Source organism: Mycobacteroides immunogenum (assembly GCF_001605725.1).
In the GTDB taxonomy this organism is placed as follows: domain Bacteria; phylum Actinomycetota; class Actinomycetes; order Mycobacteriales; family Mycobacteriaceae; genus Mycobacterium; species Mycobacterium immunogenum.
This window is the reverse complement of sequence record NZ_CP011530.1, coordinates 1,059,249-1,076,667: the sequence shown is the minus strand read 5'-3', so window position 1 is coordinate 1,076,667 and position 17,419 is coordinate 1,059,249. Positions and strand designations below refer to the sequence as shown.

Genomic DNA, 17,419 nt, shown 5'->3' with positions numbered 1-17,419 from the left:
CGCCCGAGCAGCACACATACTCGCGCAAAGTGGTTGATGAAAGTTTGCTGAATGCGTCAACAAGCGTTTACGGCAAGCAACCGGGCCGCCGAAGCAAATACCCGAACCGCCAGGACGCCGGGGTACTACAAGCCCAGTAGACGCCCGTCAATTTACGTTCACGGGTGCATCCATTTTGGCGTTTTGGCTGCGTCCAGGAACCGAATAGCCCATGATGTCCGAGACGTACTCGTAGATTGCTGGGATTTGTGTTCCAGGTCACACAGGGAGCTGTATTGATCGCCGTAGCCGCAACCCCTCCGAGCTGCGTCTGTGCTGGTCACCTGCGATGACTACACACGACGAGCGCCGCGCCACCACTGATGGCGTCGCGGCGATCCAGAACTGGACCACCGGGTATGTCAAGCGACACCCGCTGGAGTCCCTCAAAACCGTCGGCGAGCAGTTCATGCTCGGTGTCCGCACCATCCAATGGTTCTTCGTCGATCTGTTCACCGGAAACTTCCAGTGGCAGGAGTTCGTACGGCAGGGCGCTTTCCAGGCCGGTACCGCCGTCGTCCCCGTCATCCTGGTGACCCTGCCCATCGGTGTCACACTCTCCATCCAATTCGCACTGCTCGCGGGCCAGGTCGGTGCGACCTCACTGGCCGGCGCGGCCAGCGGCATCGCGATCATCCGGCAGGCCGCCTCGCTGGTGGCCGCTCTGCTCATGTCCGCCGCGGTGGGTTCGGCCATCACCGCCGACCTCGGCTCGCGCACCATGCGTGAAGAGACCGATGCCATGGAGGTGATGGGTGTCTCGGTGATCCGGCGGCTCGTCGTCCCCCGCTTCGACAAATTGTCGGTATCGCTCAAGGGCGACGGCAACGGTCAGGGACCGGTCAGTGACATCATCAACGCCGCCGCCGGTGTCGCCTATGGGAACGGCGACAAGATCAAGTCGGGGCTCGATGAGCTGTCCAAGGCGCTACGTCTCAGCTCGGAAGGCGGCGTGACCACGCGCGAGCAGATGACATCCATCATCAAGAACGTCAGTTCGCTGTTCGACGCCGCAGCCGCCAACGACGGCAAGCTGCGCGAGTTCTCCACCACCATCCACCAACTCAGCAACATCATCGACGATGAGGCACTCGGGACGGGCACCACTGGCCGCAGGCTCAACGAGTTGGTCAAGCAGGCCGGTGACGTGCTGGATGCCAACCGAGACCACATCAAGCAGTCAGTACTCAATGGCAACACCGCACTCAAGACGGTGGTGGACAACCAGCGCGAGCTCGCGGAGACTCTCGACGTCGCGCCGCTGGCCGTGGAGAACCTCTACAACACCGTCGACCAGGACAACGGCTCGTTTCGCGCCCGATTCCTCACCGACAAGCTGCTGTTCGAGAGCCAGACCGGCAAGGAGATCTGCAATCTGATGGGCCTGCGCCAACTGGGCTGCAGCACAGGCACATTGCAGGACTACGGCCCCGACTTCGGCCTGACTTACGTGCTTGACGGGCTCGCGGCGATGGGGCAAAAGTGATGGCTACACGTAAGCGGCTGGCCGCGCTGAGCGTGGCGGCACTGGTCTCCGGCACCGCGCTTTCCGGATGTGCCACCAACGGCCTGGGTGACCTGCCACTGCCCGCTCCGGGCGTTGGCAGCGGCGGCTACCACCTGACGGCGCTGTTCTCGAACATCCTGAACCTCCCGAACAACGCCAAGGTCAAACTGGCCGGCGCCGACGTGGGCCAGGTCGACAACATGCGGGTGAGCAACTACACCGCCATCACCACCCTGCGCATTCTGGACGGGGTGCGCCTGCCCAAGGGCAGTACCGCGGAGCTACGTTCCGCGACACCGCTCGGCGACGTCTTCGTCTCGATTCGCCCCCCGGCCGGCGCGGCATCGGATGCACCCGCACTCAAGGACGGCGACACCATCGGCCTGGATTCGACGACCGCGGCGGCAACGGTGGAGTCCGTGCTCAGCTCGGCCGCGCTGGTCTCCAACGGTGGCGCGGTACGCAACCTGACCAACGTCATCAACGGTTTCGGTAAAGCGACGGGCGATCAGGGCCAGGCCTTTGGTGATCTGATCAAGGACTCCAATCGGCTACTGGGAACGCTCAATACACGCTCGACACAGATCTCGGATGCTCTCACGCAGACCTCGCAGCTGGCCGATCAGCTCGATACCAAGAACCAGGCGCTGACGGACATCGTGAAAGAAGCGGACCCGGCCACCGAGGCGCTCGCCGCCAACACCGCCCAACTCTCGCAGCTGGTTCTCCAGATCGGCGCCACCACCCAGCAGTTGCAGAAGTTCCCATCGATCGCGGGCACCGATACCAGCGGCCGCAGCCTCATCAAGGATGCGAACACCATCGCCAAGGCGTGGAACGACGTGGCGCAAGATCCAACCGTCGATATCAATGCGCTCAACCGGCAATTCACCTCGCTCATCAAGATCACACCAAGTGACACGATCTCTGTGAGGGTGAGTATTGATCGACTGATTCTCGGGTCGATACCGGACGCGGGGTTCAAGGGAGACGTCGGTACCCATGGGCCCAAGCGCTACAACTGGGCTCAACTGGTTGGTTCGTTCAAATACACGCTGTGGCGCCTGCAGGAACGCGTCGTCGGCAAGGGCGTGTACGGCGAGGACGTTCCGATGCGACCGAGCCCGACCGAGCCGGGTGTCATCGAGCGCGTTCCCGGTCCGCCGCCTGGCGCCGCACCGCCGGCCCCCGGGCAGGCGGTGCCCGCGTCGGGTCCCGCCGCGGGTGCGGTTCCCGCACAAACATCGACGACCCCCGCACCGGCACCTGTACCAGGGCCCGCCCCGGCACCGGAGGTGATGGGCCAGTGATCAACGCCATCGCCAACGGCCTCGTCGGCTCCGTTCGGGCCGCGCACCGCAAGAAAATGCTGCTCTCCGGCATCGCGCTGGCAACCGTGTTGTTGGTCGCGATCGGCTATCTGACGGTCGGCGCCTTGCGCGTCAGCCCCTTCTCCGGCACCTACCGCGTCAAAGTGCAGCTCCCGGAATCGGGCGGTCTGCTACCCAATCAGGATGTCGCGCTGCGTGGCGTCAAGATCGGCACCGTGGAGTCGCTGGACATCACCCAGCAGGGCGTGGACGCGGTCGCGGAGATCCAGTCGAAGTACAAGATCCCGGTCTCGGCGAAGGTGCGCGTCACCGGACTCTCCCCCGCCGGTGAGCAGTACATCAACTTCGAGGGTGTCTCGGATCAAGGTCCGTTCCTCAAGGACGGCGCCGTCATCTCCCAGGGCGCGCAGGTTCCCGTCACGCTCGCCAAGCTGCTCGCCGATGCCGACGGGCTGCTGGCGCAGGTCGATCCCAAGAAGCTTGAGCTCATCAAGAAGGAACTGAGCCTGAGCAAGGAGGGTCCGCGCAAGCTCACCGAGATCATCGACGGTGGCACCTTCCTGCTCAGCACCCTCGACTCGGTGCTGCCCGAGACCACCAGCATCCTCAAGACCAGCCGCGTGGTGCTGACCCTGGCCTCCGACAAGAACTCCGGCATCAAGGCCACCGCGAACGAACTCGGCCGCACACTGCGCGGCGTGGACAAGATGCAGAACGGCTACCGCACGCTCGTCGAGCAGACACCGAAGACACTGCACTCGGTGGACAACCTGTTCGACGACAACTCGGACACCATGGTGACGCTGCTGGGGAGTCTGGCGACCGCCTCCAAGCTGCTTTATCTGCGCGTCCCCGCCCTCAACGCGCTGTTCCCCAACTATCGGGGTTCGGTCTTCGACGCCTTGATGAGCATCATGCACGAGGGCGGCATCTGGGCCACCGCCGATCTCTATCCCCGCTATGTCTGCGACTACCCGACGCCGAGACTCCCCGGCTCGGCAGCCGACTACCCCGAGCCGTTCCTGTACGCCAACTACTGCGCGGACGAGGACCCGGCCGTGCTGATCCGCGGCGCCAAGAACGCGCCCCGACCAGCAGGGGACGACACCGCCGGACCACCCATGGGAGCCGATATGGGCAAGAAGGCAGATCCGACACCGAAGGGTCGGTTCCAGGTGCCCACGCCCTATGGTGGACCGACACTGCCGATCGAACCCCCACATTGATGCCTGACCTGCGAATCAGATTCAAGGAGCTACTACCGTGGTCACCATGACCAAAGAAGACGTCGACTCCACAAACGACGCCGACACGGACACCGCCGACGACAAAGAGACCGTCGACTCTGCTGCCGAGGCTGATTCGGAGGTTGCCGAAGACACCGATTCGACCGAGGATGACGCGGACTCAAGCGCTGATTCCGATTCGGAGACTGCCAGTCTCGATGACGACGGGGATGCGGCCAAGGGATCGTCCTGGGTTCGCTACGCCGCCTTCGGCGCCATCGCGGCGATCCTGATCGGTGCGCTCGTGTTCTCCGGCATCTTCGGCTGGAAGGTCTGGCAGCAGCATCAGATCGACGCCGCGGGCGAGCAGGCGCTGGCGGTTGCCATCCCGTACACCGAGACCCTGACCAGCATCGACAGCAACGACATCGATGAAAGCTTCCGCAAGATCCTCAACGGGGCGACCGGCGACCTCAAGAAGGACTTCACCCCGGCCAGCGTGCAGCTGCGCCAATTGCTGCTCGACAACAAGGCCGCCTCGCACGGCAAGGTGGTGAACTCGGCCATTCAGTACAAGTCCACGGACAAGGTGGTCCTGCTGATGATGGTCGATCAGACGATCACCAACACTCAACGGCCCGATCCGCGGATCGACAAGAGCCGGATGAAGATCACCATGGAAAAGATCGATGGCCGTTGGCTAGCGAGCAAGCTGGAATACCTGTAAACCGCCGGAAAGGTAATCATGCGGATTTCTAAACTCTTCGCCGGGCGGGTAGCCCGAGGGGTTGCCGGGACGGTGGTTGCCACCGCTATGGCGGGCACCGCGCTCGTCGGCGCACCGTTGGCGGCGGCGTCGGCGCAGTCGTTCTGCGGTGATCTGGGCGGCAATTTCGACGGGTTGTACTGCCACACCGTAATCACCTCGCCCCGCAAGGCCGATCGCGATATCAAGGTGGCCATCCCCGGAGATCTGGTCGACAACGGAACAACCGGGCCGACCATCCGCGACTACCTGCGCAACCTGTACAACAATTGGAAAGCCAAGGGCGCTGACATGATTCAGGACAGCTATGGCGAAGAGAATTTCCAGGTGTTCCACCACGGCAACGCCATGTCGGTGGTCTTCCACGAGGACTATCACGCCAACGGCCCGCAGACCAACAACGCGTACCGCACCTTCACCTGGGACATGTCCACCGGTAAGCGGTTGCAGCTGGTGGACATCCTGAAGCCCGGCCTGGGGCTGGATGCCATCACCCCGCTGGCCGAGCCTTACCTGTTGGAAGGCTTCGACCGTGCGGCCTGGGCGCACAACCCGGGCACCTACCCCTTCGTCCCGGAGCGCTGGACTCCCGACAAGGTGTACTCGGGTGGGTACAAGGCGTGGGCGCTCACGCCGGACGAACTGGTCATCTACATGCCGGATTACCCTGTGGCGCATGACTATCCGATCGATTACACCCCCGGCGCGCAGGTGTGGTCGATGGACGGCGGCACCGTCGAGGCGCATATCCCGATCGGCGCAGTCGCCCCGATTCTGCGCCCCGGATACGGCGGCTAGAAACGCGACCGGAAGTGCCCGTCTACGAGCGACAACGCTTGTAGGCGGGCATTTCCCGTTCCGCGGCCCATCTGATGGAACGCCGCACTGGCGGATCTCTCGGCCGTTGACCAACCTCTACCACGTGACCGACCTGGCTTTTCGATCTGCCCGCGAGCTCGCGATAGCCGTCGCGACCAAAGAGGTATCGAGTGTCGAGCTTCTCGACCACTACCTGGCCCGGGTGGATGGCCTTGACGCACAAGTAAATGCCATCGTCGCCCGTGACGACGATCGAGCACGAGACGCGGCGAGGGAAGCCGATCGCAAAGTGTCACAGGGCGAGCCGCTGGGCCGACTCCACGGGGTTCCCGTGACCATCAAGGACAGTCTCGAGGTCGCGGGGATGCGCACCACCGGTGGCTCCACCCGCTGGGGGCACCATGTTTCGACCAGCGACGCCGATGCCGTCGCACGGCTCAAGGACGCCGGGGCCATCGTGTTCGGCAAGTCCAACCTGTCGACCGACGCACGAGACTGGCAGACGTACAACGAGATCTACGGAACCACCAACAACCCGTGGAATCCCACGCGCGCCCCCGGCGGATCATCTGGTGGATCCGCGGCGGCGCTGGCCGCGGGGCTGACCGGGCTGGAACTCGGCGGCGACACCGCGGGCTCGATCCGGGTACCGGCCTATTTCTGCGGGATCTACGGGCTGCGGCCCTCGTACGGAATAGTCCCCCGCCACGGGAGCGTCTCGGGGCACGCCCCCGGCTCCCTGGCGGAATTCGACATGGCGGTGCTCGGCCCTCTCGGCAGGCACGCCGACGATCTTGATCTCGGCATCGAGGTACTCGCCGGTCCCGACCGTGACAATGTGCCGGCCTGGCGCTTGAGCCTGCCCGGATCGCGGGCGCAGAACCTGCGGGACTTTCGGGTGGCCGCGTGGCTCGACGACGCGTTCTGCCCGGTCGATCGTGAGCTGCTCACCATCATGGAGCAGATGGTCGAGGCCGTCAGGTCCGAGGGCGCGACCGTCACCGAGTGCAAAGGTCCTGTGGGGCTTGAGGAAACGATGGCGCTGTACCGGCCACTTTTGATGGCGCAAAGCGGGTTGATCGAGCCGGAGTCCGCGTACTCCGCGCTTGTCGAGCTCGCCGGGGCAGAAGGAACAGCAGGCGGATTCGCCTCGGATATCACGGTCCGATTCCGTGACTGGCACGCGCTGGATGAGCGTCGGCATCAATCGCGCTGCCGCTGGGCAGAATTCTTCCGTGATGTCGACGTACTCATCTGTCCGGTGAGCCCCACCGCCGCCTTCGCTCACGACCAGCGGCCCGACCCTGGCTGGTCGGTGCGCACCCTGCGAATCGACGGAGTGAGCCGCCCCTATGGCGACATGCTCACCTGGGTGGCGCCGTCGGCCCTGAACCACCTACCCGCGGCGGTCGCACCCATTGGGACGACACGAGAGGGGCTTCCGGTGGGTATTCAGGTGATAGCGCCCTACCTGCATGACCGCACCGCGGTGAAATTTGTGCAGTGCCTGGCCGAAGTGATCGGCGGGTATCGCCGGCCACCCGGGTTTTGAGCTAGTCCACCCGTTCCAGCACAGCGCTGGCACCGTGACCGCCCGCAGCGCAAATACCCAGCAGCGCGGTGCTTTTGCCGGTGAGGGCCAGCTCGTTGGCCATGGTGGTGACCATGCGGGCGCCGGTGGCACCGAACGGGTGACCGATCGACACCGAGCCTCCGTGCACGTTGACCTTGTCGATATCGGGTGTGCCCACCGCTTCGGAACGGCCCAACCGATCCGCTGCCCATTTCTTGGAGCCAAGGGCTTCTAACACCGAAAGAGTCTGCGCGGCAAAGGCTTCATGGATATCGATGTAGTCGACGTCGCTAAGAGTCAGCCCCGCCTTCTCCAGCGCACGGGGCATCGAGATCGCCGGCCCGATCAAAACTTCGTCGGCCGGATCCACACTGACATAGCTCCAGGAGCGGAACGCGGCCAACGGCTGCAGGCCCAGCGCACGCGCCTTCTCCTCGCTCATGAGCAGCACCGCGGCGGCGCCGTCGGTGAGCGGGCTGGCATTGCCCGCTGTCACGGTGCCGTCACGATTGAAGACGGGCTTCAGGGTGGCCAGCTTCTCGACGCTGGTGTTCTCACGAACCAGGCCATCGCGCGTGACCCCGTTGACCGCGACGACCTCGCTGTCGAAGCGTCCCGACGTGATCGCCGCGGCCGCGCGATGATGCGAGCGGACCGCGAACTCGTCCTGCGCTTCCCGCGTGATGCCGTGAATCTTGGCCATCTTGTCGGCCGACTCCCCCATCACCTCCCCGGTGGTGCGTTCCTCGATCTTGGGGCGGCGCGGTAGCAACCCGGTGAACGGCGCCAGGCTCAGCGCCGCGTCGAGATAGTCCTTGGGTTTGGGCTTACCCAGTGCCAGCGGAGCGGCGGCATGAATGAGCTTCTGCGGCAGGTTGACTCCGGCGTTGGAAGTTGAGTCGGAGCCACCGGCGATCATCACGTCGTACTCGCCGCGCTCGATCGCCGCGGCCGCCGTGGTGATGGCCTGCAGGCCGGACGCACAGGCACGGGTGACGGTGTGCCCCTCGACCCCGTGGCCGAGCTTGAGGTCCAGCGCGATCTCGCGTGCGATGTTGGGCGCACCCGCCGGCAGGATCACCCCGCCCCAGACGATGGCCTCAATTTCGTTCGAGGAGATCTTGGTGTTGTCCAACAGGCCGCGCACGGCCTCGTCGGCCAGCGCGATGGTGTCTATACGGGTGAAGTCCCCGAAGGCGCGAACAAATGGGGTCCGTGCGCCCGCGACGATGACGGCGCGACGCTTGGTGGGTGCGGTCATGGCGGCGAGCTTACTCGCGAGTCAGTTGCTCGTTTACGCGGGTGGTGGGTTCGTAAAGGGCGACGCCCGCCGCCAACTCCAGTGCCGCGAAAAGTCCCGTGGGCCAAGGCCGCACCTTCCGCTCCAATCCGCCCGATAGCAATCTCGTCAGCCCCATGCCATAGCTGGCGTACCGCACGGTGGCCCGCAGACCCCGGGATCGCTCGTCGTCGTCACGTGCCCGCACGAGGGCCAACGCGAAGGCCAGGGGAATGCCGCCGTACACGGCGCGAATTTCGGTGCGGGACTCGCTGGTGGGTGCGGCGCCGCCGAACAGCTGGGGCACCAGCGCGGGTTGCGCCACGGCGAGTATTCCGATGCCCGCATAAAACCCTGCTACCGCCTTGCGTAATGCTGCGTTGTGGCTCATAACCGCGATGCTGCCATCAAAAGCGGGTCCCGACACTGCCATTCAGTGCCAGGACCCGCCTGATCTATGCCAATTGCTCACCCGACGTTGGTGCAGACCACTCCGGGGTTCTGGCATACCGCTCCGGTCTGGCCGGGTGCGCTCACAAACCCTCCGGCGTCAAAGTTCTCCGGAGCCAGACTCGATGACGGCGGGTTGTACGTGCCGCCGCAGACAACCCATCGGTTCTGGCACTGCGCGCCGGCACCCCCGGGCAAGTAGCCCCACCCGGTGTTGCCATCGTTACCGGGCTGATTCGCCATTGATCCGCGCGACGGAGCATTGGCCGATCCGGGAATGGGCGGGTTCGGAGTCGGGGCGATGGGTCCCGCAGAAGCGGTCGCCGCGCCCAACCAGATGTTCACCGCCGCCAAAGCGGTCATAGCGGGGGCGAGAAAAAACAGTCGTGCATATGTGGTGCTCATGACTACCTCTATTGATTTGTCGATATTGATTTATCGGTATTTGTTTGTGGGTATTCAGTTGTCGGTATTCAGTTGTCCCGGTCCGGGTTGCCACCAGGAATCGGTTTCCCGGTGGCAACCCGGCGCAAGGTTTCTAGGTGCCCGCGCCCGGGCTGGCCGAACCGTCGGCGGTGTAGGACTTGGCACCGGTGCCGGCCAGCTGGCCGCCCTCGACGATCAGGTACTCATCGCGGATGGGATGTCCGCCGAAGAAGTCTTCGAGGATTTCCCGGGTACCGGCGGCATACCGCGCCTGCGCCGAAAGCGTGGTGCCCGACACGTGCGGTGTCATCGCCTCGTGCGGCATGGTGCGCCACGGGTGGTCGGGGGCCGGGGGCTGCGGGTACCAGACGTCACCGGCGTAGCCCGCCAGCTGTCCGGACTCCAGAGCCTTGACGATGTCCTCCTGGACCGTGATCTCGGCGCGCGCGGTGTTCACGATGTACGAGCCGCGACGCATCGAGTTGATCAGGTTCGCGTCGAACAGGTGGTACGTCTTCGGGTGCAGCGGGGCGTGGATGTCCACGATGTCGACCGCACGCACCAACGACTGCACGTCGGGGTGGTAGGTCAGGCCCAGTTCCTCCTCGACCTCGGCGGGCAGCCGGCGAGTGTCGAAGTAGTGCAGCCGCACGTCGAAGGGCTTCAGCCTGCGCAGCACGGCCTGGCCGATGCGGCCCGCCGCGATGATGCCGACGTCAAGTCCCTCAAGGTCGTAGGCGCGCTCCACACTGTCGGCGATGTTCCAGCCGCCGTCGACAACCCACTGATGTGAGGGCAGGTAGTTACGTACCAGCGCCAGGATCTGCATGACCGCGTGCTCGGCGACACTGATGCTGTTGCAGTAGGTCACCTCGGCGACGGTGATGCCGGCCTTGATGGCCGCATCTAGATCGACGTGGTCCGAGCCGATGCCAGCCGTCAGGGCCAGCTTGAGCTTGGGCGCCTTGGCAATTCGCTCCGCACTGAGGTAGGCGGGCCAGAAGGGCTGCGAGATGACGACATCGGCGTCGGGAAGTTCCTTCTCGAATACCGAGTCGGGACCGTCCTTGTCGGAGGTGACTACCAACTCGTGGCCCTGCGCCTCCAGGTAGCGGCGCAATCCGAGTTCACCGGATACGCAGCCCAGCAGCTCACCGGGTGTGAAGTCGATGGCCGACGGGGTAGGCAGAGTCTGTCCGTCCGGATAGCCGTCGATCACCGGCAGTGAATCGCGGGCGTACACGGGCGGGTACCCTGTCACCGGATCGGGGTAGAGCACACACAAGATCTTTGCCATGACCACTCCTCTTCGGCGGTCGTTCTGGCCGCCAGTTCTGTTGATACAGATGCCTTTTCAGTCATCCGATGCGCCTTGTCGACGCACCTTCAGTTTCCGGCGAGAGGTGGTGTGGTGTCCAAGACTAAGTTCCGACCGCCCGATAGGCGCTGCCGATCAGGGCAGGTCGAGAGGCGTCGCGGCCTGTGCGAGCGCACGGGCCAGCAGTGACGCGGGCTCACCCGCGGTGCGCACCAGGGCGACCGGTGAGCCCAGGGTGGGCTCCTGCAGTTCCACGGTTCGCGTACCCGCGGGCGGCGATACAGTGGCGAACCAGGTCCGGGCCACAATCGCCGCCCAACGGCCCGTACCCACCAGAGCCAGCAGCGTCGCCACCGAATCAGCCTCCAGGCGAGGCGAAACCGTCAGGCCATGTTCGGCGGCCGCCTCATCGATCCGGTCTCTGTCGCGCATGCCCTTGTGCAGCAAGCACATCGGCAAGCTCAATGCCTCAGACCAGTCGATCGGGTCCGGGGCGTCACGCAACAATCCCTCACCCGCCACCAGCACGTAGCGTTCCTCGTACAACCGGGTCAGCTCCAGCCCTTCGGTCTGCAACCCGTCGTCGTAGACCACACCCGCGTCCAGCTCGAACCGGCGGATGCGATCCAGAATTTCCGCGGACCGCAGGCTTGACTCGATCCGCACCCGCACCAGCGGGTGTTCGGCACAAAACGCGTCGGCCATGAGCGCGACCCGGGTGGCGGCACCGGGCACCACACCGAGCCGCAATTCCCCGGTGAGTCCACTGCGCAGCGCGGTCACTTCGTGCTCCAGCGCGTCACGGTCCGCGAGAATCCTTCTGGCCCAGAGCACCAGCCGATCACCCTCCGGGGTCAGCCCCTCGAAGTTGGAACCGCGCAGCACCAGCGGAACACCCAGTTCGTGTTCAAGCTTGCGGATTGCCTCCGAAAGCGCGGGCTGGGAGACGTAACAGGCCGATGCCGCCCGCGCGAAGTGTCGCTCCCGCGCCAGCGCCACGAAATACTCAAGCTGCCGGAACTGCATAGCTCGTTCTACCACTAACGATCGGCACCGCCTATCGACTCAGTGGCAATGCGTCTTGGACACGTGTGCGACCTCACCCACACACTGGTACGGATCATCAGCGGCAGAGCTTGGGAGAACACCCGTGGACGCATCCGCGAGGACGCGGCCGGGCGCCCGGCCCGACCGACACGATCACTGGCACGCGCTACGTGTGGCAGCAGGTCTGGCGCTGCCCGGGGCCCTGCTGTTGGCGTTCGGCCGACCCGAGCTGCTGGTGTACATGGTGTTCGGCTCGTTCACCGGGATCTACGGCCGCGGCGAATCCGGGTGGCGCCGCACCCGGCATCAGCTCCAGGCCGGCGTCCTGCTCTGTGCGGGCGTGGCACTGGGCGTGATGCTTTCCTCGCTGCATGCACGTACCTGGATGTTGGTCGCGGTCGAGGTGGTGTTCGCGACGGCAGGATCGGTCATCGCCGACGCGTTGCGCCTGCGGCCCGTCGGGCCGTTCTTCTTCCTTTTCGCAATCGGTGCCACCGCTACCGTGCCCGCCGGATTGGTGGCCCCGCAGAGTGCCATTGGGCTATGCGTGGGAACGGCGTTGCTCTCGGTCCTTATCGGTCTCATCGGATCGTCCGGCGAGACGCCGCAGACCGATGATCGGCCTCGCCGCCTGCCACCCGACGCCGGCACCCATGCGCTGCGGTATGCGCTCGCGGTCTCGGCCGCCGGAGGGGCAGGGCTGCTCCTCGGCTTCGATCACGCCAACTGGGCGATGGCTGCCGCCGCGGTACCGCTGGGAGCGATCGACAGCGGACGGCCATCCGAGCGGGACATCACGCGGGTGCTGACCCGGGCCGGGCATCGGACCGCCGGCACCCTGGCGGGCCTGGTGCTCACCGGAGTGTTTCTGGCACTGGGACTTCCACCGGTTGCCGTCGGCACCCTGGTGATCGCACTGTTGTTTCCCACCGAGCTGTTCATGGCCCGCCACTACGCGCTGGCAGTTGGATTCTTCACGCCGCTGGTCATGCTGATGACCGAATTAGCCGACCCCACAGACCCGTTCACTCTCATCCTGTACCGGGGCCTCGACACGGTGATCGGTGTCGCAGCCGGGGTGGCCGCGGCGGTGTTGGTGGGCAGGCGCGGTGCTACAAGATTTCGTCGACGGCCTCGGTAGGCCTGGCCATCCGAGTGCCCTTGGCAGTCACCACAAATGGGCGCTGAATCAAGCGTGGATGCGCGACCATCGCGTCCAGCAAGGCGTCGTCGGACGCATCGGCAAGACCCAGATCCTTGTACTCGGCCTCACCCGTGCGTACCGCCTCGCGCACTGTCAGCCCCGAATCTTTGATCAGCTTCTTCAGCTGCGCCTTGGAGGGCACGTCGTCGAGATACTTCACGACAGTGACGTTGGCGCCCGCCTCCTCAAGCCGCGCCAGTGCCTGACGAGACTTCGTGCATCTGGGGTTGTGGTAAATCGTCGCGTCCACGCGTTCAACCTACAGGTAGGCGCCCTCAAGCGGCTGCCACGGCGTCCAACAACTGCTGCAGCATCCGGGGACGCGGATCGTTGTCAGCGGCGACCTCAGAACTCATCACGATTGCGGCGCCAACACCCCGTGCCGTATCGAGCGTGACGTACGAAGCGGTGCCGACTTCACTGCCGGCGTGCTGCCAAACCCCGGCGGCGTCGCCGCGTAGTCGATGCCAGGCGTACCCCTGCGAGATGAAGGGCAATGGCGCGCTCGACGCAGCCATCACGGCGGGGGAAACCTGATCCGACAATGCCTCGGCCGACTGGGCGCTTGATATCACCTGAGTCCCATCCATGACGCCGCCGCACAGCCACAGCCGTACCCAGCGCGCCAAATCAATCGCGTTAGACCGAAGGCCACCATCGGGAGTAAGACAACTCGCGTACGGCGAATACTCGACGTGACCCGTGAAGTCGTCGGCAATCGCCACGGGTATCAGGTTGCGATAGTCGAGCCACATCCCCTTTTTGACGCCGTCCTCAAACCACGCGTGCGGATACGCCCGGTGTTCATCGGGGATCCGATCGCGGTCGAAGTCGGAGTTCACCATTCCCGCCGGTCCGAGGATGTGCTCGCGACAGTAATCCGCGAAGGGTTGACCAGTCACCGCGTGCACGAGGAAGCCAGCCAGGTCAAATCCGATATCCGAGTACCAATGTGCTTGTCCGGGCTGCGATCTGGTGAAATTCTGCTCTCTGTCGTATGCCCATCCGCGGGGAGCCGGCGTAAGGAAGTCGTGCAGCCACCTGCCTAGCTCACCCGAGTCGGGAGCGGGGCCGGTTCGCACCGCATATCCGTACGGACCTGGCTCCGGGCCATTGGCCAACGGTGTCAGATGCGTAAGCAAGTGCCGGACGGTGATCGGCGTGCCTGGATAGTACGGGCTACGCACACTCTGCGGCCCGTACGCCCTGCTTTGCGCCAGAACATCATTGACATCGCCGTCCAGATGTATCCGGCCGTCCGCCACCAGCTGCAGTACGGCCGCGGCGGTGACCGTCTTGCTGACCGAACCGATGTTGATGGTGCTCAGTGTCGTCATTGGGCGCCCAGCACGAGCGACACCCCACGCGTCGGCGTAAACCGCGCGCTCGCGAGTGACCGCCGAAACGCTACAGCCGGCGACATGGTGCGATTCAGTCAATTTCATCAACTGGTCCTTCAGCCCAGACGGCAGCGAAGCGACGTCACTGCCCGTGCCTCGCCGAGATTGACCAGCAGGCGTGCAGGCAACCGCGCCACCCGCGGCCACTGCCAGCGCCGCGACCGAGGCTCCGGCGAAGATCTGGCGCCTATTCAGTTGTGTCACAAACCTCTCCGATCATCGACGCGTACTTCAGACGTTGCTACCGTCTGGCGCCCGCCAAGACAACAGATTTTCACGGCGGGGCGACTTGTCGGTGGCGGTGGTTAGTATTCGAACATGAGTTCGATCGGAGTGTTGGAGGTGGCGGTTGATGCCTTCTGCGCTGAGTCGGTCGAGGACCTGACGGCCGCTGAAGCGTTGGCGGTGTTGGCGCGCCTGGAGGTGGTGGCGCGCCGGTTGTTTTCTCGCGGGCTGACGTTGGTTCCGAAAGTGACCGGGCAGGCGTCCCCGGTGGAACTTGGCGGTACGTCGTTTCCGGATGTGTTGTCGCGGCGGCTGCATATTGGTAAGGGGGCGGCGCGGCGCCAGCTGCTCGGCATCGGCGATCCGGCGCCGCGCCGCCCCCTTACCAATATGCAGCCGCCGCGACAACACATCCGGAAACGACGTACCGCCAAGTTCCACCGGGGACGCCTGCCCGGTCACTTTCGGAACCAACGTCAGCCCGCGAGAAAACAACCGGCGCGCCACCACCTCCAGGCGCGCCAACACCGCCAACGCTTCAGCGGCCGTCAGGTCCTCGACCGACTCAGCGCAGAAGGCATCAACCGCCACCTCCAACACTCCGATCGAACTCATGTTCGAATACTAACCACCGCCACCGACAAGTCGCCCCGCCGTGAAAATCTGTTGTCTTGGCGGGCGCCAGACGGTAGCAACGTCTGAAGTACGCGTCGATGATCGGAGAGGTTTGTGACACAACTGAATAGGCGCCAGATCTTCGCCGGAGCCTCGGTCGCGGCGCTGGCAGTGGCCGCGGGTGGCGCGGTTGCCTGCACGCCTGCTGGTCAATCTCGGCGAGGCACGGGCAGTGACGTCGCTTCGCTGCCGTCTGGGCTGAAGGACCAGTTGATGAAATTGACTGAATCGCACCATGTCGCCGGCTGTAGCGTTTCGGCGGTCACTCGCGAGCGCGCGGTTTACGCCGACGCGTGGGGTGTCGCTCGTGCTGGGCGCCCAATGACGACACTGAGCACCATCAACATCGGTTCGGTCAGCAAGACGGTCACCGCCGCGGCCGTACTGCAGCTGGTGGCGGACGGCCGGATACATCTGGACGGCGATGTCAATGATGTTCTGGCGCAAAGCAGGGCGTACGGGCCGCAGAGTGTGCGTAGCCCGTACTATCCAGGCACGCCGATCACCGGTGAGCAGCTGGCGCCGGTGTTGCCGAATGTGGCCGTGGCCCTTGAACGCGGCGATATCGGTGAGGAACATGTCCGGATCATCCGGCAGTTCTTCGATCGGCTCCCGGTAGTGGTCGATGCCCCCACACGGGAAGCAGCCGAAGCACAGCTGGCGGTGATGGCCACCCAGTTTGGGCCCGAGGCGCTGCGCGTCGGTGCCGACCGCATGATGGCCCTACTGAACCCGGACGGGCAGTTCTCTGATGTGGATCGGGCGCGGCGACGCGGCCTCACGATCGGGCCGCAGGGTTTCGATGGCATGTCAGCGATCTCGGGTTTGTTGGATCCGGAGACCCGCGCCTACCTGGACGCGGTGTTCGCCAAACTCGCCGCCCCCGGCATGTGTAACCCGGCCGATCAAAGCCCCCTAATCGACGGTGAACCAGCCCCCGAGGCCGCTGAACGCGACACCCGCACCGTGACACAACGCCACCACGACGCCCTACGCGCAGCACTGCGCTCCACCCTGGCCAGCGGGATGCTGGGTTCGCACCACGGACTACCCGTCACCGTCGTCATCACCACCACACTCAAAGAGTTGGAAGACGGCGCCGGAATCGCCACCACCGGCGCGGGCACCCGCCTGCCGATGCGCGACCTGATCCGGATGGCCACCCACGCCCACCACTACCTGAGCATCTTCAACGACAACGGCCGGCCCCTCTATCTCGGACGTTCTAAACGCATCGCGAGCCCGGATCAACGCCTCGTGCTGCACGCCCAGGATCGTGGCTGCACCCACCCCGGCTGCACGGTCCCTGGATACCTCTGCGAGGTCCACCACATCACCGAATGGGCCCACGACGGACCCACCGACATAGACAACCTCACCTTCGCGTGCGCACCCCACCACCGCCTCCTGGGCCACGGCTGGAACACCCGAAAACGACCAGACGGCACCACCGAATGGATACCCCCACCACAGTTAGCGCTTCCGGGTGAGACTCGGCATGATGACATCGTCGACCAGTGTCCGCACGGTGTCGGCAGTCGGTGATCTCACCGGCAGCAGCGAGCGGAACACCAGGTATCCGGGCAGCAGATCCCAGAGCTCCTCGTTGATGGCGTCCGCGTCAATCTCACCCCGCTGCACGGCGGCGGCAAGCACGTCGTCGATCAGCGCCTTACGTTCGTCGACGAATTTGGTTCGAAATGCCTTCGTCAGGGCCGGGTTTCGCTCAATCTCGATCAGCAGCCCCCGCATGACCGGGGAATTGCGCCGAACATCTCCGAGCGCGTTACTACCTATCCGCAGCAGATCCTCACGCAACGATCCGGTGTTAGGGCGGACCAATTGCGCGCGCATGCCCTCGATGAAGGCCGCCAACACCAGCTCCGCCTTCGACGGCCACCGCCGGTAGATCGTGGCCTTACTCGCCTTCGACTCGGCGGCGACCTCATCGACCGACAGCCGGTCGTATCCATGCTCCTGCAACAGACGCAGAGTGACCTTGAGCAGCTCCACCTCACGGGGAGTCCATTGAGAAACCTGTCGCCCCCGCGCCGCCTTAGTCAACCCCGTTGACACATCACTCGCCATGAGAGTACGGTACCGTACCGTTCCACAGGATCGTGCCGCCGACTAT

The 17,419-nt window shown here is 64.7% G+C and carries 17 protein-coding genes; 8 read left to right on the top strand and 9 right to left on the bottom strand.

The annotated features are described in order from the left end of the window. Positions 1–328 precede the first annotated feature (328 nt). The 6 genes from ABG82_RS28875 (at position 329) to ABG82_RS05335 (ending at position 7,240) form a co-directional block, all read left to right on the top strand. Positions 329–1,525 (top strand): MlaE family ABC transporter permease, encoded by a 1,197-nt coding sequence (locus ABG82_RS28875; RefSeq protein WP_052511060.1) that lies wholly within the window; start codon positions 329–331, stop codon positions 1,523–1,525. Beyond that, the gene (locus ABG82_RS05355) at positions 1,525–2,856 is read left to right on the top strand and encodes an MlaD family protein (protein ID WP_043078811.1); all 1,332 of its coding nucleotides are present in this window, start codon (positions 1,525–1,527) and stop codon (positions 2,854–2,856) included. The genes ABG82_RS28875 and ABG82_RS05355 overlap by 1 nt, the downstream gene beginning before the upstream one ends. Beyond that, positions 2,853–4,103: an MlaD family protein gene (locus ABG82_RS05350; protein ID WP_043078812.1), complete on the top strand. Its 1,251-nt coding sequence runs from the start codon at positions 2,853–2,855 to the stop codon at positions 4,101–4,103. The genes ABG82_RS05355 and ABG82_RS05350 overlap by 4 nt, the downstream gene beginning before the upstream one ends. 37 nt (positions 4,104–4,140) lie before the next feature. Continuing rightward, positions 4,141–4,830 (top strand): tetratricopeptide repeat protein, encoded by a 690-nt coding sequence (locus ABG82_RS05345; RefSeq protein ID WP_043078813.1) that lies wholly within the window; start codon positions 4,141–4,143, stop codon positions 4,828–4,830. Positions 4,831–4,917: 87 nt separating this feature from the next. Beyond that, positions 4,918–5,667, top strand: coding sequence for a DUF3298 domain-containing protein (locus ABG82_RS05340; protein WP_043078814.1), 750 nt, complete (start codon positions 4,918–4,920; stop codon positions 5,665–5,667). 124 nt (positions 5,668–5,791) lie between these two features. After that, positions 5,792–7,240 carry an amidase gene (locus tag ABG82_RS05335; RefSeq protein WP_043078815.1) on the top strand — a complete coding sequence of 483 codons (1,449 nt, stop codon included), beginning with the start codon at positions 5,792–5,794 and terminating at the stop codon, positions 7,238–7,240. Between the two features lies 1 nt (position 7,241). Here the strand turns inward: ABG82_RS05335 and ABG82_RS05330 are convergent, their stop codons facing one another. From ABG82_RS05330 to ABG82_RS05310, 5 genes are all read right to left on the bottom strand, one after another. Beyond that, positions 7,242–8,522: an acetyl-CoA C-acyltransferase gene (locus tag ABG82_RS05330; protein WP_043078816.1), complete on the bottom strand. Its 1,281-nt coding sequence runs from the start codon at positions 8,520–8,522 to the stop codon at positions 7,242–7,244. 10 nt (positions 8,523–8,532) lie between these two features. After that, positions 8,533–8,931 carry a DUF4345 family protein gene (locus tag ABG82_RS05325; RefSeq protein WP_043078817.1) on the bottom strand — a complete coding sequence of 133 codons (399 nt, stop codon included), beginning with the start codon at positions 8,929–8,931 and terminating at the stop codon, positions 8,533–8,535. Between the two features lie 77 nt (positions 8,932–9,008). Next, on the bottom strand, positions 9,009–9,395 hold the full coding sequence (locus tag ABG82_RS05320) for a hypothetical protein (RefSeq protein ID WP_043078818.1): 387 nt from the start codon (positions 9,393–9,395) through the stop codon (positions 9,009–9,011). 133 nt (positions 9,396–9,528) lie between these two features. Then, positions 9,529–10,713 carry an NAD-dependent formate dehydrogenase gene (locus ABG82_RS05315; protein ID WP_043078819.1) on the bottom strand — a complete coding sequence of 395 codons (1,185 nt, stop codon included), beginning with the start codon at positions 10,711–10,713 and terminating at the stop codon, positions 9,529–9,531. Positions 10,714–10,869: 156 nt separating this feature from the next. Beyond that, on the bottom strand, positions 10,870–11,760 hold the full coding sequence (locus ABG82_RS05310; protein ID WP_043078820.1) for a LysR family transcriptional regulator: 891 nt from the start codon (positions 11,758–11,760) through the stop codon (positions 10,870–10,872). 124 nt (positions 11,761–11,884) lie between these two features. Here ABG82_RS05310 and ABG82_RS05305 point away from each other — a divergent pair, with 124 nt between their 5' ends. Continuing rightward, positions 11,885–12,922 carry an FUSC family protein gene (locus ABG82_RS05305; protein ID WP_043078821.1) on the top strand — a complete coding sequence of 346 codons (1,038 nt, stop codon included), beginning with the start codon at positions 11,885–11,887 and terminating at the stop codon, positions 12,920–12,922. Here the strand turns inward: ABG82_RS05305 and arsC are convergent. The 3 genes from arsC to ABG82_RS28140 are packed head-to-tail and all read right to left on the bottom strand — an operon-like array spanning position 12,894 to position 15,225. Next, a complete protein-coding gene (gene arsC, locus ABG82_RS05300) occupies positions 12,894–13,235 on the bottom strand; it encodes an arsenate reductase (glutaredoxin) (RefSeq protein WP_043078822.1) in 342 nt (113 codons plus the stop codon). The genes ABG82_RS05305 and arsC overlap by 29 nt on opposite strands. A gap of 25 nt (positions 13,236–13,260) precedes the next feature. After that, a complete protein-coding gene (locus ABG82_RS05295; protein ID WP_043078823.1) occupies positions 13,261–14,589 on the bottom strand; it encodes a serine hydrolase domain-containing protein in 1,329 nt (442 codons plus the stop codon). 27 nt (positions 14,590–14,616) lie between these two features. Then, positions 14,617–15,225: a DUF222 domain-containing protein gene (locus ABG82_RS28140; protein ID WP_157889240.1), complete on the bottom strand. Its 609-nt coding sequence runs from the start codon at positions 15,223–15,225 to the stop codon at positions 14,617–14,619. A 114-nt stretch (positions 15,226–15,339) separates the two neighbouring features. Here ABG82_RS28140 and ABG82_RS05285 point away from each other — a divergent pair, with 114 nt between their 5' ends. Next, the gene (locus ABG82_RS05285; protein ID WP_157889239.1) at positions 15,340–16,830 is read left to right on the top strand and encodes a DUF222 domain-containing protein; all 1,491 of its coding nucleotides are present in this window, start codon (positions 15,340–15,342) and stop codon (positions 16,828–16,830) included. Here ABG82_RS05285 and ABG82_RS05280 read toward each other — a convergent pair. Beyond that, positions 16,759–17,373 (bottom strand): TetR/AcrR family transcriptional regulator, encoded by a 615-nt coding sequence (locus tag ABG82_RS05280; RefSeq protein WP_043078838.1) that lies wholly within the window; start codon positions 17,371–17,373, stop codon positions 16,759–16,761. The two genes, ABG82_RS05285 and ABG82_RS05280, sit on opposite strands and share 72 nt — an antisense overlap. Positions 17,374–17,419 lie beyond the last annotated feature (46 nt).